We start from the raw sequence: 21,431 nt of genomic DNA on the forward strand, positions 1-21,431 counted from the left end.
ATTTATATTTAATTATTTGCTATTATAAAGTTGAGGAATTAATAAACCAGATTGCGGAAAAAGACCACAAGCACCTGATAATCAATCACAAAAACACAAATCACATACCTAAAAGAAAAAAAACTACACCCAACTAACTGTTGTACAACTCTATAAAAAATATAAAACTATTCTTTTTATAGCTTTTTTGTTTTTACAATGTTGACTTATCTTCTTGTGTTATTTTTTATATTTGGGAGGATAAAAATTATTATAATGTTTATAGAAATAGAAGTGAAATTAGGCATCGTTGTTCATGGGTACGATAATAAAAATAAAGAAATTGAAGAGGTTTTCAATGAAACTGATTATATGAAAAAAATTATCTCTATAGATCGTATACAATCAATTAGCGAAAAATATATTTTAGTAAAATCTTCTCATGATAGAGTAATGTATTGGGAATATAAAGGAACTATGAAAGAGTTAAAGCAAAAACTATTGGATATTGATATAAAGATTGCGTAATAAATATCAACCAAAAGCTGATACTTTTGAATTGTTTAAACTGATAAAGGAATAAAGGCTAGCTACAATAATGTATAAAATAATTGCTAGTACAAAACTATTTACGAAAACGCTATCAACAACCCAACTACTCCTAAAAACAAACATAATGGAGAAAAATACTTGGTATCGTTTATGGCAAACTCTGTCGCTTTAACTTTCTTAAAAAAGCCTACATACTTAAAGTCTCCTATAGCTCTAATGAGAAAAATACTGGCTACAACATAAAGGCCATACTCTTGTAACCATGTAGGCATTGAACCTAACGTAAATAACTGTATTTTTTCTGCATACACAACAGCAAAACCACTGATAACCATCGCCACTACAAAAGTTAGTAGTTTAGGCGGATTCATTGCTTTTTCATTTGCTGTTTTAGTTGGTATTACAGCATCTACCCATAAAGTTCCACCAAAAGCCCAATAAACGTGAATTAACGAGATAAAAAAGAGTATTAAAACGCACATCACTCCTAAAAAATGTATCATAATTTGTAGTTTTTACCGTAAGTTTGTCTAACAAATTTAAGCATTCAACATGACAACTTTATTCATAAACATCAAAGAATTAATTCAAGTAAGAGAGACCACAACTAAAAAAGTATCGGGAGCTGAAATGAACATTTTACCTACCATTAAAAATGCTTTTTTATTAGTTGAAAATGATGTTATTATTGATTATGGAAGCATGAAGAAAGCGCCAAATTCGGCCGATAAAACAATCGATTGTACAGGTAAAATGATCTTACCTACTTGGTGCGATTCACACACGCATATTGTGTATGCAGGCAATCGTGAACAAGAGTTTGTGGATAGAATTAACGGATTAAGTTATGAAGAAATAGCCAACCGTGGTGGAGGTATTGTAAACTCCGCAAAAAAACTACAAGAAACCTCTGAAGAAGAGTTGTATCAACAATCGGCAAAACGATTAGAAGAAGTCATTGCTTTAGGTACAGGTGCAGTTGAAATAAAATCTGGCTATGGTTTAACCGTTGCCGCAGAATTGAAAATGTTACGTGTTATTAAAAAACTACGTGAGAACTATAACATTCCTATCAAAGCTACTTTTTTAGGAGCACATGCTTTCCCTACTGAATATAAAAACAACAAAGAAGGATATATCAATTTAATTATTGAAGAAATGTTGCCTAAGGTTGCTGAAGATAATTTAGCTGATTTTGTAGATGCTTTCTGTGAAACTGGGTATTTCTCGGTAGAAGATACCGATAGAATTTTAACCGCTGCGCAACAATACGGATTAACTCCAAAAGTACACGTAAATCAGTTTACTACCATTGGTGGAGTTCAGGTAAGTATAAAGCACAATGCGCTGTCGGTAGATCATTTAGAAGTAATGAATCCTGAGGATATTGAAGCGTTGAAAGGAACACAAACTATGCCTGTGGCATTACCATCGTGTTCGTACTTTTTAAGTATTCCGTACACACCTGCTCGTGATATTATCAAAGCTGGATTACCTCTTGCTTTAGCTACTGATTACAACCCAGGATCAACTCCTTCTGGAAATATGAATTTTGTCGTAGCAACGGCTTGTATTAAAATGAAAATGACGCCAGAAGAAGCGATTAATGCAGCAACGATTAACGGAGCTTATGCTATGAATTTATCTGATGAAGTTGGAAGTATTACTAAAGGAAAGAAAGCGAATTTAATTCTTACAAAAGAAATTCCTTCTTACGGATTTTTACCTTATTCCTTTGGAAGTAATTTAATCGATTCAGTATTTATTAATGGGAAAGAAATGTAATAAACCAAACTAAGGATAAACGCTTGTCATTCCTGCGTAGGTAGGAATCTCTTAGAGGGTATTAAAATGCATAAAACTAATCATCAATATTATATTTATATCATCACTAATAAAAAAGATGGTGTTTTATATATTGGTGTTACTAACAACCTTGAAAGAAGAATCTTTGAGCATAAAAACAAACTTATAAAAGGTTTTTCTTCAAAATATAACCTAGATAAATTGATTTACTTTGAAGAACACCAATTTATTGAGGAAGCTATAAAAAGAGAGAAAAACATGAAAAAGTGGAAAAGAGCATGGAAAATAAACTTAGTCGTTAAAGAGAATCCTAATTGGGACGATTTAGCTAAAAACTGGTATAACTAACAAAAGATTCCTGCCTACGCAGGAATGACAATATAACAATATGCTAACAATATTCAACGAAAAAGATATACAAGGGTTTGTAGCTCCTCGTGAAGGAGAAACAAAATTAGGAGAATGCGTTGCGGTTATCGACTCGAAAAAAAAATTAGAAAAGGAGCTTGAAAACTCAACTGCTACTTTTGTTATTCTAGGAGTTCCAGAAGATATTGGCGTTCGTATGAACGGTGGAAACGGTGGTGCACACACTGCTTTTATTCCTGCCTTAAAGTCTTTTTTAAATACCCAACAAAATCAATTCATCGACGGAAATGATATCTTAGTTTTAGGTTATTTAGACTGTTTAGATGATGTCTATAATTTTGATGTTTCTGATAGAGAAAGAGGCGATTTATTGGTAAAATCGATAGATAAAGAACTCTCAAACCTTATCAAACTCATTGTAGAAAGCGGCAAAACTCCAATTATTATTGGTGGAGGGCACAACAATGCTTATGGAAACATTAAAGGACTTTCGCTAGCAAAAAAACAACCTGTAAATGTGATTAATCTAGATGCCCATACCGATTTACGTCGTTTAGAAGAACGACATAGTGGTAATGGATTTTCGTATGCTTTACATGAAGGTTTTATTGATAAGTACTTTATGTTTGGATTGCATGAAAATTATACACCTCAGTATATTTTTGAGATGATTCACGACAACCTCAACCTAGAATACAATACGTTTGAAGAATTAGAGGTATATCAATCTACTTCTTTTGAAGGAGAATTACAACGTGCTGAAAATTTTATAAAAAATACAGCTTTCGGAATTGAAATCGATTTGGATTGTATTCAACATTTCCCAAGTAGTGCCATGACTCCAAGTGGATTTACCCCACAACAAGCGCGTCGATTTACACATTCTTTTGGAAAATTACCAAACGCTTCCTATTTACATATTTGCGAAGGCGCACCTGCTGTGATTAAAGATGAAATTGCTAACGGACAAGTTGGAAAATATATCAGTTACTTAATCTCTGATTTTATAAAGGCGAAAAGTAATTAAGTATCCGTCATTGCGAACATAGTGAAGCAATCTTTATATTTTGAGTTCTAAATAAACAGATTACTTCGTCGTGACCTCCTCGTAATGACGTAAGAAATACTAGAAACAAATATGTCATTTCGATCGAAGGGAGAAATCTCATTGAAGTAAGTTACTCATTTTCTTAAGTTTTCTCACACCTCGTTTCACTCGGTTCGAAATGGCATTAATTCTTACGATTTTATTATAAGTCTTGATTTTTGGTTCTTTTCATCAAGGAAAAGAATATTAAACTCCTTTTAAAAAGATAACCGCGTCGTTATGACGATAAAAACATGCTTATATAAAACTCTCCTTCATAAGATTCCTCCCCATACCTCTTTCGGAATGACAATTTATATTAAAGTTTTGACTATTGCTCTGCGATTAAAACAACTGCTTTTTTTTCACTTCTTGATACTCTTCAATAATAGAGTCTAACACTTCTTTCGCTGGTTTAATTTCATGAATTAATCCTGCAACCTGACCAATTTCTAACTCTCCATCCTCTAAATTTCCTTCAAACATACCACGTTTAGCACGAGCACGCCCTAACAATTCCTTTAACTGTTCTATTGTTGGCCCTTGTTTTTGATATAACTCTTGCACTTCTTCATAAAATTTATTTTTTACCAAACGTACAGGTGCTATTTCTTTTAGTGTTAAATGCGTATCTCCTTCTTTTACATCTACAATTGTTTGTTTAAAATTCTCATGTGCCGAAGATTCTTCGGTAGCTGCAAAACGACTTCCTATTTGTACTCCATCTGCACCTAATACCATTGCCGCTAGCATCCCTCTACCCGATCCGATACCTCCTGCTGCTATTACAGGAATCTTCACTTGTTCTTTAACCATAGGAATTAACGTAAACGTCGTAGTTTCTTCACGTCCGTTATGACCTCCTGCTTCAAAACCTTCACACACAACAGCATCTACACCAGCAGCTTCTGCTTTTAATGCAAATTTTACCGAACTTACTACATGCACCACTGTAATTCCTTTTTCTTTTAGAAAAGAAGTCCATGTTTTTGGATTCCCTGCAGAAGTGAACACTATTTTCACCCCTTCTTCTACAATGATATCCATGATTTTTTCAATCTCAGGATATAACATAGGTACATTGACTCCAAAAGGTTTATTGGTTGCTTTTTTACATTTTTGAATATGTTCACGCAATACTTCTGGGTACATAGACCCCGAACCTATTAAACCTAATCCACCTGCATTTGATACTGCTGAAGCCAACCTCCAGCCACTAACCCAAATCATTCCTCCTTGAATAATTGGATACTGTATATTAAATAGTTTGGTAATTTTATTTTGCATTGCGTAAATGTACAATCATTAAATAGCAAGCACAAAAAAACCTCGAAAAAATCGAGGTTTTTTTGTGCTTTTTTGTGTTGATTATTTACGAAATCACTCCCGAACCTAACAACTCCTCATTTATATACCAAGCTACAAATTGTCCTTCTTGAATAGCTGATTGTGGGTTTTCAAACTCCACATATAAGCCATTTTCCACTTTATATAAAATTGCTTTTTCTAAAGATTGACGGTAACGAATACGTGCTTTTACTTCCATGGAATCACCTGTTTGTAAAGCTAAATCTTCGCGTACCCAATGCAATTCTTCGTTTGATACAAATAACACATTACGATACAATCCTTGATGATTCTTCCCTTCACCTGTATAAATAACATTCGTATCAACGTCTGTTTCTATAACAAATAGAGGTTCTTTGGTTCCTCCAACTGCTAGCCCTTTACGCTGTCCTTTGGTAAAATAATGTGCTCCTTGATGTTTTCCTACTACTTTACCATCTTCTTTTGTGTATGAAAACTTTGTCGAAAAATAAGCTAACTCAGCTTCTTTATTCTCAAATTTTGGAACAGAACGATTGTATTGCTCAAAATTTGTAGGAATCTGAACAATTGCTCCTTCTTTTGGTTGTAGTTTCTGTTGTAAAAAATCAGGAAGTCTTACTTTTCCTATAAAACATAATCCCTGACTATCTTTTTTATCGGCCGTAATTAAATCCGCTTCTTTTGCTATTTCTCTAACCTCAGGTTTTGTCAACTCACCTATTGGAAACAATGCTTTTGACAATTGTTCTTGTGATAACTGACATAAGAAATACGACTGGTCTTTATTGGTATCCTTTCCTGCTAGTAATTTATATACAGGTTTTCCATCAATAATTTCTTCAGCTTTTCTACAATAATGACCTGTAGCTACGTAATCTGCTCCTAAGCTTAATGCGATGTCCATAAACACATCAAATTTAATTTCACGATTACATAATACATCAGGATTTGGAGTACGTCCTTTTTCATATTCGTTGAACATGTAGTCAACAATACGTTCTTTGTATTGTTCACTTAAGTCTACTGTTTGAAAAGGAATTCCTAATTTTTCTGCAACAATCATTGCATCATTGCTATCTTCTAACCACGGACATTCATTAGATATAGTTACCGAATCATCATGCCAGTTTTTCATAAACAGCCCAATAACTTCATATCCTTGTTCTTTTAGTAAATAAGCTGTTACACTACTATCTACACCTCCTGAAAGTCCTACTACTACTCTTTTCATTTTCTACTTTTGAAGCTGCAAATTTACGAAATAATAAACGTTTTTATTATGGAAATAATTGATGACGTCATTGTAAAAATTGATGGACTCTAATATATCTTAGTTCACCATCTCTTAATATCTAGCAGTTAATTTTTAGGAATTGAATGTACATTTCTTTTTCTCTTACCGGTAACGATTTCTCCATCCATATAAAACTCCCATTTACCATCTCGTTTACCATTTTTGTACATTCCTTTTTCTTTTAAATCTCCTTTTAAATCATAGTACTTTCCTTCTCCTTCTAATTTACCATCCACATAGTAAACCTCTTCTATTAGAATACCTGATTCTGTAAAAATTTTAGACAATCCGTTTTTCTGTCCTCCTTTATAGTTGGTTTCTTCGGTTAAATTTCCGTTTCTATAATAGTTTTTTAAAACTCCATCTAACTTTCCATCTACATACTCTTCCTCTGAAAATAATTTTCCATCAGCAAAATAGTATGTCCATTTACCTACTCTATTTTTACCTATAGTCCAACCTTTTGTTTTTACTTTTCCTTTTGGGGTGAAAAATTGCACAAAAGCACTGTCAGACTTTGCAGAGAAATCTTTGGTCATAGATGGAACTCCGTAAGAATTTCGTTCATAAAACTTAAAAGTCCCTACTTCTTTTCCATTTTTAAATTGCCCTGAATATCTTATTTTATTTACATTATCATCGTAATATTTCTTCCAAACTCCGTCTCTTTTTCCTTCAGCATCAAACTGATTAATTTTTTGAGCCTGTGCAGTAGTCATAAAAAATACTGACAATAGAAGTGTTGTTGAAAATATCCTCTTTATATTTATCATGCTATTATTTCTTTTATCATTCAAATTTACATAAACCATACCAAAATGAGTGTTGATTTTTTAACTTCTGTTTTAGAAAATGTAGACAACCCTGCTAGAATAAACAGAGATAATGCTTCAAATATTGTATTAGCGCAACCTGAATTGATAAAATATTTAGTGGATATTACTTTTGAGGTTGATAACAAGCTCTCTATTAAAGCTGCTTGGGTTTTAGAATGGATGTGTACACATCATGGAATAGAAAATATTCTTCCTTATCTTGATATATTTTCTAAACATATTTCCGAAGTACATTTTGATAGTGCTATTAGACCCTGTGCTAAGATTTGTGAACACTTGGCTACAGCTTATACTTCAAAAAAAGAAAATAATACTAAAAAGCTCTTAACCCAAAATCATATTGATTTACTAGTTGAAACGGGATTTGACTGGTTAATTACCGACCAAAAAATAGCTGTGAAAGCTTATACAATGAACACACTATACCTCTTTGGACTTCAAAAAGACTGGATTCATTCTGAACTAGAACATATTATCCGTACAAAAGTGATTCATGAAAGCAAAGGTTGTGAAGCGAGAGGTAAGAAAATTCTAGGATTGATTGAAAAAAGGTCTACTTTTTGATGATATTTAAAAAAGTGCTATGAAAAAATTAATTTACTTTTTAATTCTGCTAGGAACAGTTTCTTGTAAAAAAGAATTCAATCCTGAAAATTTTAAGGGGGTTTGGATGAACATTGATAAAGATGGTTCTTTTTCAAGTTTACCTACAATAATGTTTAAAAATGATTCTGTCTATCTTGAAGACATCTACACCTATGTTTCAAAAGGAAAATTCAAAATATCAAAAAATAGAATAAGTTATTATTTAAAAAATGACACTTTAAACTATAATTTTTCATTCAATTCTAATGATTCAACAATTGTTATAAATAATTATAAATATAGTTTTTGGGAAGATTATTCTTATAACGAAAGCTTAATTACTTATGACTTAATTGGAATAAAAAATTTGGGTATGATTACAACTGACTCATTAGTAAGATTTGATGGAGGTATTCATTTGTTTAAAAATAATTCTGGAATTACAATATTAAAGCTGAACGAAGAAATTACTTCTAATTTTAATGAAATACATCGTTTTCAATTTGACATACATTTTGACATTCCTGTTTCTGTTATTTATTTAGGCTCTAATCTTGAAACTATTGATGTCATTAATTCTTATTTTGAATTAGGTAGTATTAATAGAAGAGCTGCTTTATTATTAACAAGCTACGACCCAAAAACAAATTTATACAATGGTTTTTTAGACAAATTCCAACTTTGGGATTCACAAATTGAAAAATATTATGATTATAAAATACCTAAACAAATACCAAAATCATTAAGTAGAGAAGAGTACTTTAAAAAATATTCTCCTAGTTTAATAAAAATTAACAATAAAAAAGACATCAATAAATTAAATACTTTAAAACCTGAATCTAGTTATGTAATCTCAATAAATCCGAAAATTCAAATTGAAAATTATTTATCATTAAAAAAACAACTTTTAGACATTGGTAATAAAAATGACATTAATATAAGAACGGAATTTAACCTATACTTCAAATAATTCAAGTTTAGATTTTTTACAACTAGAGTTTTATTTAATTCCAAAAAACAATTATAAAACCTCAAAAGAAAAATCTTCTGAGGTTCATTTATTATTTTACAAGCAACTAAATAGTTATAGTTTATTTTATTACCATGCCCATCCTTTAGTAGATGAAACCTGATCATTCCAAGATTTTCTCCAGAACCACCAACCTGACATGGTATACCATTTAAGGTTAGCTATTCCAAAACCTGAAGGACCTGTTGATTGATAAAAGCCTATAACTTTTCCTCCATAACAAGAATGTTGGTATAAGTACACCAAAGCTCTTCTATTCCATGGTTTTTTTACAATTAAAGAAGATAGTTGATCGTTATAGCCACTACCTACCCAATAATCTCGGTAATAATATCTGTTTGTTCTACTCATACCACTCATATATGTATTGTAATATATATGCTTATAGAAGTAAAAGTTACCTGAGCCATAAATGTCATAATCACTACATCCTTTAGATGCTTTTCCTTCTGTAGCTACTTGATCTCCTGGAAATTCTTCTGCTACTTTTGAAGCATACTCTTGTAAGTCTTCTCCATTATCAAAAACTTTAACTTGAATATCAGTACTTCCTTCTTTTTGATTATCAAAGAATAATGATTTTGGAGCTCTTTCTTCATCTCCAAAAATTTCTTGTGCCATATCAACATCTCCATCTGCTTTTAGTACTTCACCTGTTTCTTCATCATACACATACGACACCTTAAATTCTTTTCCATAATAATCGTACGTGTGATTAATAACTACGGCACTTTCTCTAGCTAATTCTGTTTCTTTTCCTTTAGCTTCATTTTCTACAACTTCTTCATTTTGACAACTGATAAATATTGTTAGAAACATAACAGCCATCCATAATATATTTTGTTTTTTCATTTTTTCTTAATTTTTTAAAACTCTTAATCTTTATTAAGAATTTGTTTGATTAGTTAGTTTTTTAATTTTTTACAGGTATTAAAACCTCTCCGTTTTTAAAACGAGAATAATCTACAACGTATTTACCTGCTCGTAAAGTAATATTAGTTTTCTCTAATTCCTTTACTATATCATCTCTTAGATACACATCTTCTGAAATAATCAAATCTTCTTCTTCTAAACTTCTTGAAAATACCAAACGTAACGATTCACCTTCATTTCTGAACGCTATCACACCGTTATCTTCATCGTTATTTCCTTCTAAAAGTTTTGAGAAAGTTTCTTTTACTTCTTCAGATGAACCTGAACTCGCGTTTCCATACACAAGTATGTCTCCATCATCATTTTTAAAACACACTCCAGGACCTGTAGTACAAGTTCCTCTACTAAAACGCCAATCCATAACATATACCCAGGGTGCGTAATATGCTCGAGCTTGTTTTACTTCTAAGTTTTTGTGGTTTAACAGTTCGCTTGTAATGTCTTCTTTTTGACATGCTTGCAGCATCATAAAAGCGACTCCTACAAGTACAATTTTTTGTAGTTGTTTCATAAAATAATAGTTTTCGGGGTTAATTACTGTTATCAAAACTATGTAATCAACATCGCTAAAACTTCAGGGGAAAAGTTATTTGTTTTAGAGGAAAAACCTCCTTTCCAAAACAAGAAAACAACTAATTATCAACAATTTAAAATTAAAAACTTTCTAAACACTTTTCCTTATTATTCATACAAAAATGTGCTTTTCTCACAAAAAAAGGGATGAACCTAAGTGCATCCCTTTTAAAATTTTATTTTACATCTTTTATATTTGTAGGTTTCCGATACCCTTGAAAAGGTTGCTTTAATAGCTCTATTAAGTCAGAATTCTTTTTCTCATCAGGAAACGTATCGACACCATATACTATCTTTTCTCTATCCAACTCCATATAAGTTCCTAATATTCGATCCCAAATAGAAAATATATTTCCGTAGTTAGAATCGGTATATGGCAATAAATTATGATGATGTACTTTATGCATATCTGGTGAAACAATTACATAACTCAAAACCTTATCTAACTTTTTAGGCATTTTTATATTAGCATGGGTTAATTGTGTAAATACCAATGACATCGATTGATACAACATTACTATAGCAATAGGAGTTCCTACCAAAAATACTCCCGTCAATGTAAATATAAAACGAATGACACTTTCTATTGGATGATGCCTATTTGCAGTGGTAGTATCTACCTTATGATCTGAATGATGAACCAAATGTACCATCCATAAAGGCTTTACCTTATGCTCTACTAAATGTGCTAAATACGCGCCAAAAAAATCTAAAAACAACACTCCTAACAACACATACAACCATAAGGGCATTTTTGGCAACCAATTAATCAATCCAAAGTTATTTGTTTGTACCCAATCAGCAGTTTTTAACAACAAAAATGCTAATACAAAATTGATGATTATAGTAGTGGCTGTGAAAAATAAATTAGGAAAAGCATGTTTCCATTTATTGTATTTAAAATTGAATAAAGGCACAGCACCTTCCAGTAACCAAAAAAAGGTTATTCCACTCACTAAAATGATACTTCTGTGACTAGAAGGTATAGTTTCAAAATAATGTATAAGGGTTTCCAAGGTATTATATTTTTCCTAAAAATAGGAAAAATATATGATTTGTTATTTCCTATTGAGGTAACCTTTTTTTAAGCTCTTCTATTATTCTATAGGTAGCTGGACAAACCTCCGTGTTTTTAATTGTTAAGTCTGCTAACTGAATAAATTTCTTGCGATTGGTATGTGGATATTCCGAACAAGCTTTGGGACGCACATCATAAATAAAACAGGTATTATCAGACTCATCTAAAAAAGTACATGGTGCAGATTGCAATACCATAAAATTATCCTCATCTCTTCTCAAATACTGTTGTGTAAAGTCAATCACTTTCATTTTTAAATGTTTTGCAATACGCTCAATATCTTTCTCAGTAAATATTGGAGAAGTTGTTTTACAACAATTAGCACATGTTAAACAATCGGTACGTTCAAATTCTTCATCATGCAATTCTTGCATTAATAAATCCAAACGTTTAGGTGTACGTTTTTTTAATTTTTGAAAATACTTCTTGTTTTCCTGTAAAGCGTCTTTCGCTAATTTCGATAAGTTTTCAAGGTCTTTGTCCATGGTGCAAAGGTACAAAAGGAGTGTTGAAGTATCTCATATATATGCTTCAAAAAATCATAAGTAAAATCGTGGGAATAAAAAATTAAAAACACTAATTTTGTCCGATAATCAAAAAGAACCAATGAATATTCAATCGTTAATTGAAGCGAAAGTAAAAGAAGGATTTTTAGCCTTATATGATGTAGAAATTCCAACTGTAGAATTTCAAGCAACCCGTAAAGATTTTGAAGGAGACATTACTGTTGTTGTTTTTCCTTTATTACGGTACAAAAAAGGAAATCCGGTTCAAATTGGTGAAGATTTAGGAAAATATGTAGTCGAAAACATCTACGAAGTTACTAGCTACAATGTAGTAAAGGGCTTTTTAAATTTGGTGGTTGACGATTCTTTTTATGTAAACTTTTTTAATCAAATAGCTACCGATACTACTTATGGTTTCGTAAAAGAAAACGAAACGGATGCACGTATGGTGGAATATTCATCTCCAAACACCAACAAACCACTACACTTAGGACATGTTCGTAATGTATTGTTAGGATATTCGGTTGCTGAGATTTTAAAAGCTGCAGGACATAAAGTTTACAAAACACAAATTATCAACGATCGTGGTATCCATATTTGTAAGTCGATGTTGGCTTGGGCTAAATTTGGAAATAACGAAACGCCTGAATCTACAGGATTGAAAGGAGATAAATTAGTCGGTAATTACTACGTAAAATTCGATCAAGAATATAAAAAAGAAATTTCGGAATTAGTTGCCAAAGGAATTTCTGAAGACGATGCTAAAAAACAAGCTCCTTTATTTGTTGAAGCACAAGAAATGCTTCGTAAGTGGGAAGCTGGAGATAAGGAAGTTGTTGCTCTTTGGGAAATGATGAATGGATGGGTATACAAAGGTTTCGACGTTACTTATGAAAACATCGGAGTTAACTTTGACAAATTATACTACGAAAGCAATACCTATTTATTAGGAAAAGATGTTATTGAAGAAGGACTTAAAAATGGTGTTTTCTTCAGAAAAGAAGACGGTTCTGTTTGGTGTGACTTAACTGACGAAGGACTAGACGAAAAACTAGTGTTACGTTCTGACGGAACAGCAGTGTATATGACCCAAGATATTGGGACTGCTATTCAACGTTCAAAAGATTTTCCTGATGTAAACGGAATGGTATATACCGTAGGTAACGAACAAGATTACCACTTTAAAGTATTGTTCTTAATCTTACAAAAATTAGGGTACTCTTGGGCTAAACAATTATTCCACTTAAGTTACGGAATGGTTGATTTACCTTCAGGAAAAATGAAATCTCGTGAAGGAACTGTTGTTGATGCCGATGATTTAATGGATGAAATGACCGATACAGCTCGTCAAATCTCTCAAGAATTAGGAAAGCTAGAAGGATATTCAACTGAAGAAAAAGAGGAGTTATATAGAATTATCGGATTAGGTGCTTTAAAATACTTTATTTTAAAGGTAGATCCTAAAAAGAGAATTTTGTTTGATCCGCAAGCATCGGTAGATTTCCAAGGAAATACAGGTCCGTTTGTTCAATATACCTATGCGAGAATTCAATCTATCATACGTAAAGCTGATTTTGACTATTCAACGCCTGTATCAGTAGAATTACACGAAAAAGAAAAAGAACTCATCAAGCAATTAGAATTGTATCCTGAAGTAATTCAACAAGCAGCGAGCAATTATTCACCTGCTGTGATTGCGAATTATACCTACGACTTGGTAAAAGAGTTCAACTCATTCTATCAAAACGTATCTATTTTAGGAGAAGAAAATCAAGATAAAAAAGTATTTAGAGTTCAGTTATCTAAAAAAGTAGCTGATACCATAAAATCTGCATTCAAATTATTAGGAATTCAAGTTCCTGAAAGAATGTAAAATAGGCTAACATGAAAAGAAATCTTACATTTTTACTTATCCTTATTTCTTTAAGTTTAAATTCTCAATCATTATTTAATAATTATGAAGAAGGAAAAATTACTTATAGAGATGGAAATGAAGAAACTGGTTTTATCAAAATTTCTATAAATGATAAAATTAAATTTAAGAAAACGAAAGAAGACAAAAAAACAATTTTAAATTACAAGAAAGTAAAAAAAGTAAAGTTTTTAAATGGTGATGAGTACCTTTATAAAATTACTATAAAGAACAAGAGAATTTTATTAATTAAAAGGAGAATTGTTGGTAAATTAGAATTGTACTCTTATACAAGAAGTAGTCCTGGTCTTATGACTCCAAATGGAATGATGATGGGAGGTAGCACTACTACTGCTTACTTAATAGGAAAAAGAGATTCAGATCTTATTGAACATTTACCAATAAATCCCAAAAAAAATAAATTCAGAAAGATTATCATGAAATACACATCTGATTGTCCTAAATTCCTTAAATTAATAAAGGATAAAAAAAGTGTTAAAGAAAATTTCGCAAAGGATTATAGTGGCTTTTTTCAAAACCAAGGAACAGCAGTAGAAGATATGATTAATTTTTATAATGGGAATTGTAACTAAATATCAAAAATAAACAAACAACAAGTAAAATAAACGACATGAAATACGACGTACTAATAATCGGAAGTGGTCCTGGAGGTTATGTGACTGCCATTAGAGCCTCTCAATTAGGATTTAAAACCGCTGTAGTAGAGAAAGAAAACTTAGGTGGAATTTGCTTAAACTGGGGATGTATTCCTACCAAAGCATTATTAAAATCTGCACAAGTATATGATTATTTAAAACATGTTGATGAGTATGGTTTAAAAGCAGAAGCTATCGATAAAGATTTTGAAGCGGTGATTAAACGTAGTCGTGGTGTTGCTGAAGGAATGAGCAAAGGTGTTCAGTTCTTAATGAAGAAAAATAAAATTGATATCATCGACGGATTCGGTAAAGTAAAAGCTGGAAAAAAAGTAGATGTTACTGATAAAGATGGTAAAGTAACAGAGTATTCAGCTGATCATATTATCATTGCAACTGGAGCTCGTTCTCGTGAATTACCAAGTTTACCACAAGATGGTAAAAAAGTAATCGGTTACCGTGAAGCAATGAGCTTACCAACGCAACCAAAATCGATGATTGTTGTAGGTTCTGGAGCTATTGGAGTGGAATTTGCACACTTCTATAACTCAATGGGAACGGATGTAACCGTTGTTGAATTTATGCCAACAATTGTTCCTGTAGAAGATAAAGATGTTTCTAAACAAATGGAACGTTCTTTCAAAAAAGCAGGAATTAAAGTAATGACAAGTTCTTCTGTAGAGTCTGTTGATACTTCTGGTGATGGAGTAAAAGCTACCGTAAAAACTAAAAAAGGAGAAGAAATTTTAGAAGCAGACATCGTATTATCAGCTGTTGGAATTAAAACTAATATTGAAAACATCGGTTTAGAAGATGTTGGAATTATTACTGATAGAGATAAAATTTTAGTAAACGACTGGTATCAAACGAACATTCCAGGATACTATGCCATAGGTGATGTAACTCCTGGTCCTGCTTTAGCACACGTTGCTTCTGCCGAAGGAATTACTTGTGTTGAAAAAATCGCTGGATTGCATACTGAAACTATTGACTACGGTAACATTCCTGGTTGTACTTATGCTACTCCTGAGATTGCTTCTGTAGGTTTAACAGAAGATCAAGCTAAAGAAGCAGGTTACGAGTTAAAGATTGGAAAATTCCCATTCTCTGCATCTGGTAAAGCAAAAGCTGCGGGTACTCCTGACGGATTTGTAAAAGTTATTTTCGATGCTAAGTATGGTGAATGGTTAGGATGCCACATGATTGGTGCTGGTGTAACTGATATGATTGCTGAAGCTGTATTAGGTCGTAAATTAGAAACTACTGGTCACGAAGTATTAAAAGCTATCCACCCACACCCAACTATGAGTGAAGCGGTTATGGAAGCAGTTGCTGATGCTTATGATGAAGTAATTCACTTATAATTATTTAGAATCACTAGATTTTTAGAAAACATAAAGATTGACAAACCTCACCATTTTGGTGAGGTTTTTTGTTTAGAAAAAGTATGCCATTTCCTTACTTCTATTATGTCTTTTTTAAGCCTCTTCCAATACATATTATATAAATTTATGCTACTTAAAAATTTATAATCATGCTAAAAAGTATTTCAAACATCGGTTCAGTTTTAAATAAATCTGAACAAAAATCTATTACAGGAGGTTTTACTAGTATATGCCCAAGAGAGGGATTAAGTTGCAATAGTCAATATCCATCTCCTGTGCATTGCATTACCGATGTTGCATATTGCTGTGTTAATGGCTATTTTGAAAAATGTTAGTCTATTAAAAAATAGAAACAAAAACCTCACCTACATAGGTGAGGTTTTTATTTTTAAACTTAATTTTACATAAAAAACAACTTAATATGAAGGATACAATCATTGCTAAAAAAACTGAAAGCGTATCTATTAACAATGTTGAAATTTATTACGAAGTATATGGTAAGGGAGAGCCTCTTATTTTACTTCATGGATATACACAATCTTCTATTGCATGGTTAGAATATGTAAAAGAATACTCTAATAATTTTGAAGTGTATTTAATAGACCTTAGAGGGCATGGAAAATCAAGTAAATTTGAAGAACAATTTTCTGTAAGAGCTGCTTCAGAAGATGTGCTAACTCTTATGAAACATCTTAATATTAAAAAAGTTAAAGGAATTGGTTTGAGTTTTGGTGGAGACGTGCTTCTTGAATTAAGTAGTATGAGTCCTGAACTTGTAGAAGCTATGATTATTATAGGAGCAAATGGAAACTGGGATAGCCAAGACTTTCCATCAATGCTTAACACTTTTAACTATGATAATATTGAAAAATTTCAATGGATTAGAGAATATCATGCCTATGGAGAAGAACAAATTAAAGGCATTTTAGATCAGTTAGCTAATTATAAAATAAAACTAACAGACGAAGAACTAAAAAGAATTAAGGCTAAAACATTGCTTATTTTAGGCGATAAAGCAGAACAAATACCTATCGATTCTGTAGTAAAACTCCATCAAACACTAGATGACTCTCAACTCTGGATAGTTCCTAACACAGGCCACTATGCACATGATGGTGATAATAGAAAAGAGTTTTTAAGGTTGTCAAAAGCCTTTCTCAATAGCTCTATAGAAAAATAATTATTTTCAATAAAAAACTTCTGCAGATAACAACTTAACACAAAAAAGCGCTTTTTTTTAGTTTTTCGGCACAATAATTGTATTTAAGAAAACATTAACATAATACCGTTACTATGAAAAACTATCTACTAAACAGTTTAACATTGAGGGGATAATTGTTATTGAAAAAGAAAAAACTCGAAGCTGCTAACTTCGAGTTTTGTTTTATAATATGATAACTAATTATTATCGAATTAACTTCTTGTATTTGATACGTTTTGGCATTAAATCACCTCCTAAACGTTTCTTTTTATTCTCTTCATAATCAGAGAAAGAACCTTCAAAGAAATACACTTGACTATCTCCTTCAAAAGCCAATATGTGTGTACAAATACGATCTAAAAACCAACGGTCGTGACTAATTACTACAGCACATCCTGCGAAATTTTCTAAACCTTCCTCTAACGCTCGTAAGGTATTTACATCTAAATCGTTTGTTGGCTCATCTAATAAAAGTACGTTTCCTTCTTCCTTTAACGTCATTGCTAAATGTAAGCGGTTACGCTCTCCACCTGATAAAGTTGCAACTTTTTTGTTTTGTTCATTTCCTGAGAAATTAAAACGACTTAAGTATGCTCTAGAGTTTACCTGTTTTCCTCCCATCATCACTAAATCCTGACCTTCTGAGAAGTTTTCCCAAATAGTCTTTTCTGGATCGATATTTGAATGCGACTGGTCTACATACGCAATTTTAGCAGTTTCACCTACTGTAAAACTTCCCGCATCAGGAGTTTCTTCTCCCATAATCATTCTGAAAATAGTAGTTTTACCAGCTCCGTTTGGACCAATAATTCCTACGATTCCAGCTTGCGGAAGGTTAAACTCTAAGTTTTCGTATAATAATTTATCTCCATATGCTTTAGAAACACCTGTAGCTTCTATTACATTGGTTCCTAAACGTGGACCATTTGGAATGTAAATCTCTAATTTTTCTTCCGTCTGCTTTTGGTCTTGACTCATTAACTTTTCATAGTTCTTCAAACGTGCTTTTTGCTTTGTTTGACGACCTTTTGCTCCTTGACGAACCCATTCTAACTCTCGTTCTAAGGTCTTTTGACGCTTAGAAGCAGTTTTACTTTCTTGTGCCAAACGTTGAGATTTTTGATCTAACCAAGAAGAATAGTTTCCTTTCCATGGAATACCTTCACCTCTATCCAATTCTAAAATCCAACCTGCTACGTTATCTAAGAAATAACGGTCGTGCGTTACCGCAATTACCGTTCCTTTATACTGTGCTAAATGATGTTCTAACCAATGTACAGACTCTGCATCTAAGTGGTTGGTAGGCTCATCTAGTAATAAAATTTCTGGTTCTTGTAATAATAAACGGCATAATGCAACACGACGACGCTCTCCACCAGATAATACTCCGATTTTTTTATCTCCTTCCGGCGTACGTAACGCATCCATAGCTATTTCTAACTTGGTATCCAATTCCCAAGCGTTAGAAGCGTCAATTTTATCTTGTAATTCAGCTTGACGCGCCATTAATTTATCCATTTTATCTGGGTCAGAATACACTTCTTCTAATCCAAACATATCGTTTATTTTATTGTATTCATCTAAAATAGCAACTGTATCTGCTACTCCTTCTTTAACAATTTCTAAAACGGTTTTGTCTTCATCTAATTGAGGTTCTTGCTCTAAGTATCCTACCTTATATCCTGGAGAAAACGTTACATCTCCTTGATAGTTTTTTTCTACTCCTGCAATAATCTTTAACAAGGTAGATTTACCTGAACCATTTAAACCTAAAATACCAATTTTAGCCCCATAAAAGAAGCTTAAATAAATATCTTTTAAAACTTGTTTTCCTGTACTTTGATAGGTCTTAGAGACCTTATTCATTGAAAAAATGACTTTTTTATCGTCGCTCATTTCTATGTAATTTCTTTAATTAAACTCTTCCTTTTAAGGCATTAAACACCCATGCATTAGCGAAAAATCCTAAACCAACAGCTCCAAAACCATATCCTGCTATTTCATCATACTTAAAAACTGCTAATCCAATAAGTAAAATTCCCATTAAAATCATTACAAGTGTTGCCCAACCTAGGACAGTGTTTTTGTTCATTGCCATAATTTACTTTTTTCAAAAAATGTGAGCTACAAATATCGGTAATTATTTAGACTTATTCACTCTCTTAGTACGCATAAAAAAAGTCTCACGCAAGTAAGACTTCTTTAGTGATTTTAAATTTATATAAAACTAGAGTTCAGCAGCTAATCTGCTTCCTTGATTTATCGCTCTCTTTGCATCTAATTCAGCAGCAACATCGGCACCTCCTATCACATGAACTTTCATCCCTTTAGCTTCTAATGGCTCTAATAATTCTTTGAAAGGTACTTGACCTGCACAAATAATTACATTATCAACTGGTAACATTTTTTGTTCTTCATTTTGAATATAGTGCAATCCTTCATCATCAATTTTTGTGTACTGTACTTCTCCTATAAATTGTACCTTTTTCTTCTTTAGTACTGCACGATGTATCCAACCTGTAGTTTTTCCTAAGTTACCTCCGAACTTTCCTTTACTACGCTTGAACATAAAAATTTCTCTAGGTGAAGGATGAATTTTCGGTGTAACACCTTCTATTCCTGCACGGGCTTCCAAAGTTTTATCAATTCCCCATTCTTCTAACCATGCATCTATATTTTGAGAAGTACTCTCTCCTTCATGTGCTAAATATTCTGATACATCAAAACCAATTCCTCCAGCTCCAATAACCGCTACTCGTTTTCCTACTGGCTTTTTTAACTTGATTACATCAATATAACTCAATACCTTTTCGTGATCAACTCCTTCAATTCTTGGAGTTCTAGGTGTTATCCCTGTTGCTAAGATAACCTCATCAAAATTTCCATTGTACAAATCTTCAGCAGAAACTCTTGTGTTTAGCTTAACATCTACTTTGTGTAAATCTAATTGCTTCCTAAAATAACGGATGGTTTCATAAAATTCTTCTTTCCCTGGAATTTGCTTTGCTATATTGAACTGTCCTCCTACCTCTTTATCAGCATCAAATAAAGTTACTTGGTGTCCTCTTTGTGCGGCTACAGTAGCAGCAGATAAACCTGCTGGTCCTGCACCTACTACCGCTATTTTTTTCTTTTTTGAAGTTGGATTATAATTAAGTTCCGTTTCATGACATGCACGAGGGTTTACCAAACAACTAGCTACTTTCTTTTGAAAAGCATGATCTAAACAAGCTTGGTTGCAGGCAATACAGGTATTAATTTCATCTTCCCTTTCTTCTTGAGCTTTGTTTACCCATTCTGGGTCAGCTAAAAATGGACGAGCCATAGAAATCATATCCGCATGTCCTTCAGCAAGTACTCTTTCAGCTGTTTCGGGCATATTAATTCGATTAGAAGTAACTAACGGAATAGACAACTCTTCTTTCATTTTTTGAGTCACCCAAGTAAATGCTGCTCTAGGAACCGATGTCGCTATAGTAGGTATTCTTGCTTCATGCCAACCTATTCCTGTATTGATAATGGTTGCCCCCGCTTTTTCTATTTCTTTACCAAGCGCCACTACTTCTTCCCACGTACTACCTTGTTCTACCAAGTCTAACATTGATAAACGGTAGATTATGATAAAGTTCTCACCAACAGCTTCTCTAGTTTTTTGAACTAACTCAACTGCTAAACGTATTCTATTTTCATAAGCACCACCATAATTATCAGTTCTTTCATTGGTTCTTTTAACAATAAATTCGTTAATCAAATACCCTTCAGATCCCATAATTTCAACTCCATCATACCCTGCTTCTTGCGATAACTTAGCACAGTTTACAAAATCCTTTATCGTTCTTCGTATTCCTGATTGCTTCAAAGCAAAAGGTTTAAACGGAGTAATAGGTGATTGAATTTTTGATGGAGCTACATTAAATGGATGGTACCCGTAACGTCCAGAGTGTAAAATTTGCATACATATTTTACCTCCTTCTTTGTGTACTGCTTCCGTAATTATTTTATGCTCACGTGCATGTTTTCTTGTACTCATTCTAGCTGAAAAAGGAGCTGTCCATCCTTGTATATTAGGTGATATTCCTCCTGTAACTATCAAGCCTACTCCACCTCTAGCACGTTCTGCATAGTATGCAGCTATACGTTCTATACCATTTTTTTCTTCTTCTAATCCAGTATGCATAGAGCCCATTAAAATTCTATTTTTTAAGGTAGTAAACCCTAAATCTAAAGGCTCAAAAATATGTTTGTACTTCATTGTTTTAATTTTAAATTATTATGCACGCATAATAAATGGCAAGATACAATTTTTTAGAAAATAAAAAA

The 21,431-nt window shown here is 32.4% G+C and carries 22 protein-coding genes; 11 read left to right on the forward strand and 11 right to left on the reverse strand.

Annotation, left to right across the window (positions count from 1 at the left end; genetic code table 11):
- Nucleotides 1-255: 255 nt before the first annotated feature.
- A complete protein-coding gene (locus ACQY6M_RS04055) occupies nt 256-507 on the forward strand; it encodes a hypothetical protein (RefSeq protein ID WP_428744917.1) in 252 nt (83 codons plus the stop codon).
- 101 nt (nt 508-608) lie between these two features.
- On the opposite strand, the gene ACQY6M_RS04060 is transcribed toward ACQY6M_RS04055, so the two are convergent.
- On the reverse strand, nt 609-1,034 hold the full coding sequence (locus tag ACQY6M_RS04060) for a DUF3995 domain-containing protein (RefSeq protein ID WP_428740526.1): 426 nt from the start codon (nt 1,032-1,034) through the stop codon (nt 609-611).
- A gap of 49 nt (nt 1,035-1,083) precedes the next feature.
- On the opposite strand from ACQY6M_RS04060, the gene hutI reads away from it, so the two are divergent.
- From hutI to ACQY6M_RS04075, 3 genes are all read left to right on the forward strand, one after another.
- Nucleotides 1,084-2,316: an imidazolonepropionase gene (hutI, locus tag ACQY6M_RS04065; protein WP_428740527.1), complete on the forward strand. Its 1,233-nt coding sequence runs from the start codon at nt 1,084-1,086 to the stop codon at nt 2,314-2,316.
- Nucleotides 2,317-2,382: 66 nt separating this feature from the next.
- On the forward strand, nt 2,383-2,685 hold the full coding sequence (locus ACQY6M_RS04070) for a GIY-YIG nuclease family protein (RefSeq protein ID WP_133535570.1): 303 nt from the start codon (nt 2,383-2,385) through the stop codon (nt 2,683-2,685).
- 40 nt (nt 2,686-2,725) lie between these two features.
- Nucleotides 2,726-3,733, forward strand: a complete 1,008-nt coding sequence (locus ACQY6M_RS04075) for a formimidoylglutamase (RefSeq protein ID WP_428740528.1) — start codon at nt 2,726-2,728, stop codon at nt 3,731-3,733.
- Between the two features lie 405 nt (nt 3,734-4,138).
- Here ACQY6M_RS04075 and ACQY6M_RS04080 read toward each other — a convergent pair whose 3' ends face one another.
- From ACQY6M_RS04080 to ACQY6M_RS04090, 3 genes are all read right to left on the reverse strand, one after another.
- Nucleotides 4,139-5,080, reverse strand: coding sequence for an NAD(P)H-dependent flavin oxidoreductase (locus tag ACQY6M_RS04080; protein ID WP_428740529.1), 942 nt, complete (start codon nt 5,078-5,080; stop codon nt 4,139-4,141).
- An 85-nt stretch (nt 5,081-5,165) separates the two neighbouring features.
- Nucleotides 5,166-6,353 carry a tRNA 2-thiouridine(34) synthase MnmA gene (gene mnmA / locus ACQY6M_RS04085; protein WP_428740530.1) on the reverse strand — a complete coding sequence of 396 codons (1,188 nt, stop codon included), beginning with the start codon at nt 6,351-6,353 and terminating at the stop codon, nt 5,166-5,168.
- Between the two features lie 128 nt (nt 6,354-6,481).
- Entirely contained in the window at nt 6,482-7,150 is a 669-nt protein-coding gene (locus tag ACQY6M_RS04090; protein ID WP_428744918.1) for a toxin-antitoxin system YwqK family antitoxin, read from the reverse strand.
- A gap of 84 nt (nt 7,151-7,234) precedes the next feature.
- Here ACQY6M_RS04090 and ACQY6M_RS04095 point away from each other — a divergent pair, with 84 nt between their 5' ends.
- Together ACQY6M_RS04095 and ACQY6M_RS04100 are read left to right on the forward strand one after the other, a co-directional pair.
- A complete protein-coding gene (locus ACQY6M_RS04095; protein ID WP_428740532.1) occupies nt 7,235-7,816 on the forward strand; it encodes an adenylosuccinate lyase in 582 nt (193 codons plus the stop codon).
- A 19-nt stretch (nt 7,817-7,835) separates the two neighbouring features.
- On the forward strand, nt 7,836-8,807 hold the full coding sequence (locus ACQY6M_RS04100) for a hypothetical protein (protein ID WP_428740533.1): 972 nt from the start codon (nt 7,836-7,838) through the stop codon (nt 8,805-8,807).
- A gap of 129 nt (nt 8,808-8,936) precedes the next feature.
- Here the strand turns inward: ACQY6M_RS04100 and ACQY6M_RS04105 are convergent, their stop codons facing one another.
- From ACQY6M_RS04105 to ACQY6M_RS04120, 4 genes are all read right to left on the reverse strand, one after another.
- Nucleotides 8,937-9,719 carry a hypothetical protein gene (locus ACQY6M_RS04105; protein ID WP_428740534.1) on the reverse strand — a complete coding sequence of 261 codons (783 nt, stop codon included), beginning with the start codon at nt 9,717-9,719 and terminating at the stop codon, nt 8,937-8,939.
- A gap of 61 nt (nt 9,720-9,780) precedes the next feature.
- Complete coding sequence (locus ACQY6M_RS04110) at nt 9,781-10,311, reverse strand: hypothetical protein (RefSeq protein WP_428740535.1); 531 nt, start codon at nt 10,309-10,311, stop codon at nt 9,781-9,783.
- Between the two features lie 238 nt (nt 10,312-10,549).
- Complete coding sequence (locus ACQY6M_RS04115) at nt 10,550-11,389, reverse strand: sterol desaturase family protein (protein WP_428740536.1); 840 nt, start codon at nt 11,387-11,389, stop codon at nt 10,550-10,552.
- A 49-nt stretch (nt 11,390-11,438) separates the two neighbouring features.
- On the reverse strand, nt 11,439-11,936 hold the full coding sequence (locus ACQY6M_RS04120) for a YkgJ family cysteine cluster protein (protein ID WP_428740537.1): 498 nt from the start codon (nt 11,934-11,936) through the stop codon (nt 11,439-11,441).
- A 121-nt stretch (nt 11,937-12,057) separates the two neighbouring features.
- On the opposite strand from ACQY6M_RS04120, the gene argS reads away from it, so the two are divergent.
- The 5 genes from argS to ACQY6M_RS04145 all read left to right on the forward strand — a co-directional run bounded on the left by argS (nt 12,058) and on the right by ACQY6M_RS04145 (nt 17,090).
- A complete protein-coding gene (gene argS / locus ACQY6M_RS04125) occupies nt 12,058-13,830 on the forward strand; it encodes an arginine--tRNA ligase (protein WP_428740618.1) in 1,773 nt (590 codons plus the stop codon).
- Between the two features lie 11 nt (nt 13,831-13,841).
- The gene (locus tag ACQY6M_RS04130; protein ID WP_428740538.1) at nt 13,842-14,462 is read left to right on the forward strand and encodes a hypothetical protein; all 621 of its coding nucleotides are present in this window, start codon (nt 13,842-13,844) and stop codon (nt 14,460-14,462) included.
- Between the two features lie 38 nt (nt 14,463-14,500).
- Nucleotides 14,501-15,889 carry a dihydrolipoyl dehydrogenase gene (gene lpdA / locus ACQY6M_RS04135; RefSeq protein ID WP_428740539.1) on the forward strand — a complete coding sequence of 463 codons (1,389 nt, stop codon included), beginning with the start codon at nt 14,501-14,503 and terminating at the stop codon, nt 15,887-15,889.
- Nucleotides 15,890-16,059: 170 nt separating this feature from the next.
- The gene (locus ACQY6M_RS04140) at nt 16,060-16,245 is read left to right on the forward strand and encodes a hypothetical protein (RefSeq protein WP_428740540.1); all 186 of its coding nucleotides are present in this window, start codon (nt 16,060-16,062) and stop codon (nt 16,243-16,245) included.
- 86 nt (nt 16,246-16,331) lie between these two features.
- Complete coding sequence (locus tag ACQY6M_RS04145) at nt 16,332-17,090, forward strand: alpha/beta fold hydrolase (RefSeq protein WP_428740541.1); 759 nt, start codon at nt 16,332-16,334, stop codon at nt 17,088-17,090.
- Nucleotides 17,091-17,315: 225 nt separating this feature from the next.
- Here the strand turns inward: ACQY6M_RS04145 and ettA are convergent, their stop codons facing one another.
- The 3 genes from ettA to ACQY6M_RS04160 form a co-directional block, all read right to left on the reverse strand.
- Nucleotides 17,316-19,007, reverse strand: coding sequence for an energy-dependent translational throttle protein EttA (gene ettA, locus ACQY6M_RS04150; protein ID WP_428740542.1), 1,692 nt, complete (start codon nt 19,005-19,007; stop codon nt 17,316-17,318).
- Between the two features lie 19 nt (nt 19,008-19,026).
- Nucleotides 19,027-19,203: a CAL67264 family membrane protein gene (locus ACQY6M_RS04155; RefSeq protein ID WP_243743952.1), complete on the reverse strand. Its 177-nt coding sequence runs from the start codon at nt 19,201-19,203 to the stop codon at nt 19,027-19,029.
- A gap of 135 nt (nt 19,204-19,338) precedes the next feature.
- Nucleotides 19,339-21,363: an FAD-dependent oxidoreductase gene (locus ACQY6M_RS04160; RefSeq protein ID WP_428740543.1), complete on the reverse strand. Its 2,025-nt coding sequence runs from the start codon at nt 21,361-21,363 to the stop codon at nt 19,339-19,341.
- Nucleotides 21,364-21,431: the final 68 nt, after the last annotated feature.

Origin of the sequence: Tenacibaculum sp., from assembly GCF_050290165.1 — a bacterium.
In the GTDB taxonomy this organism is placed as follows: Bacteria; Bacteroidota; Bacteroidia; order Flavobacteriales; family Flavobacteriaceae; genus Polaribacter.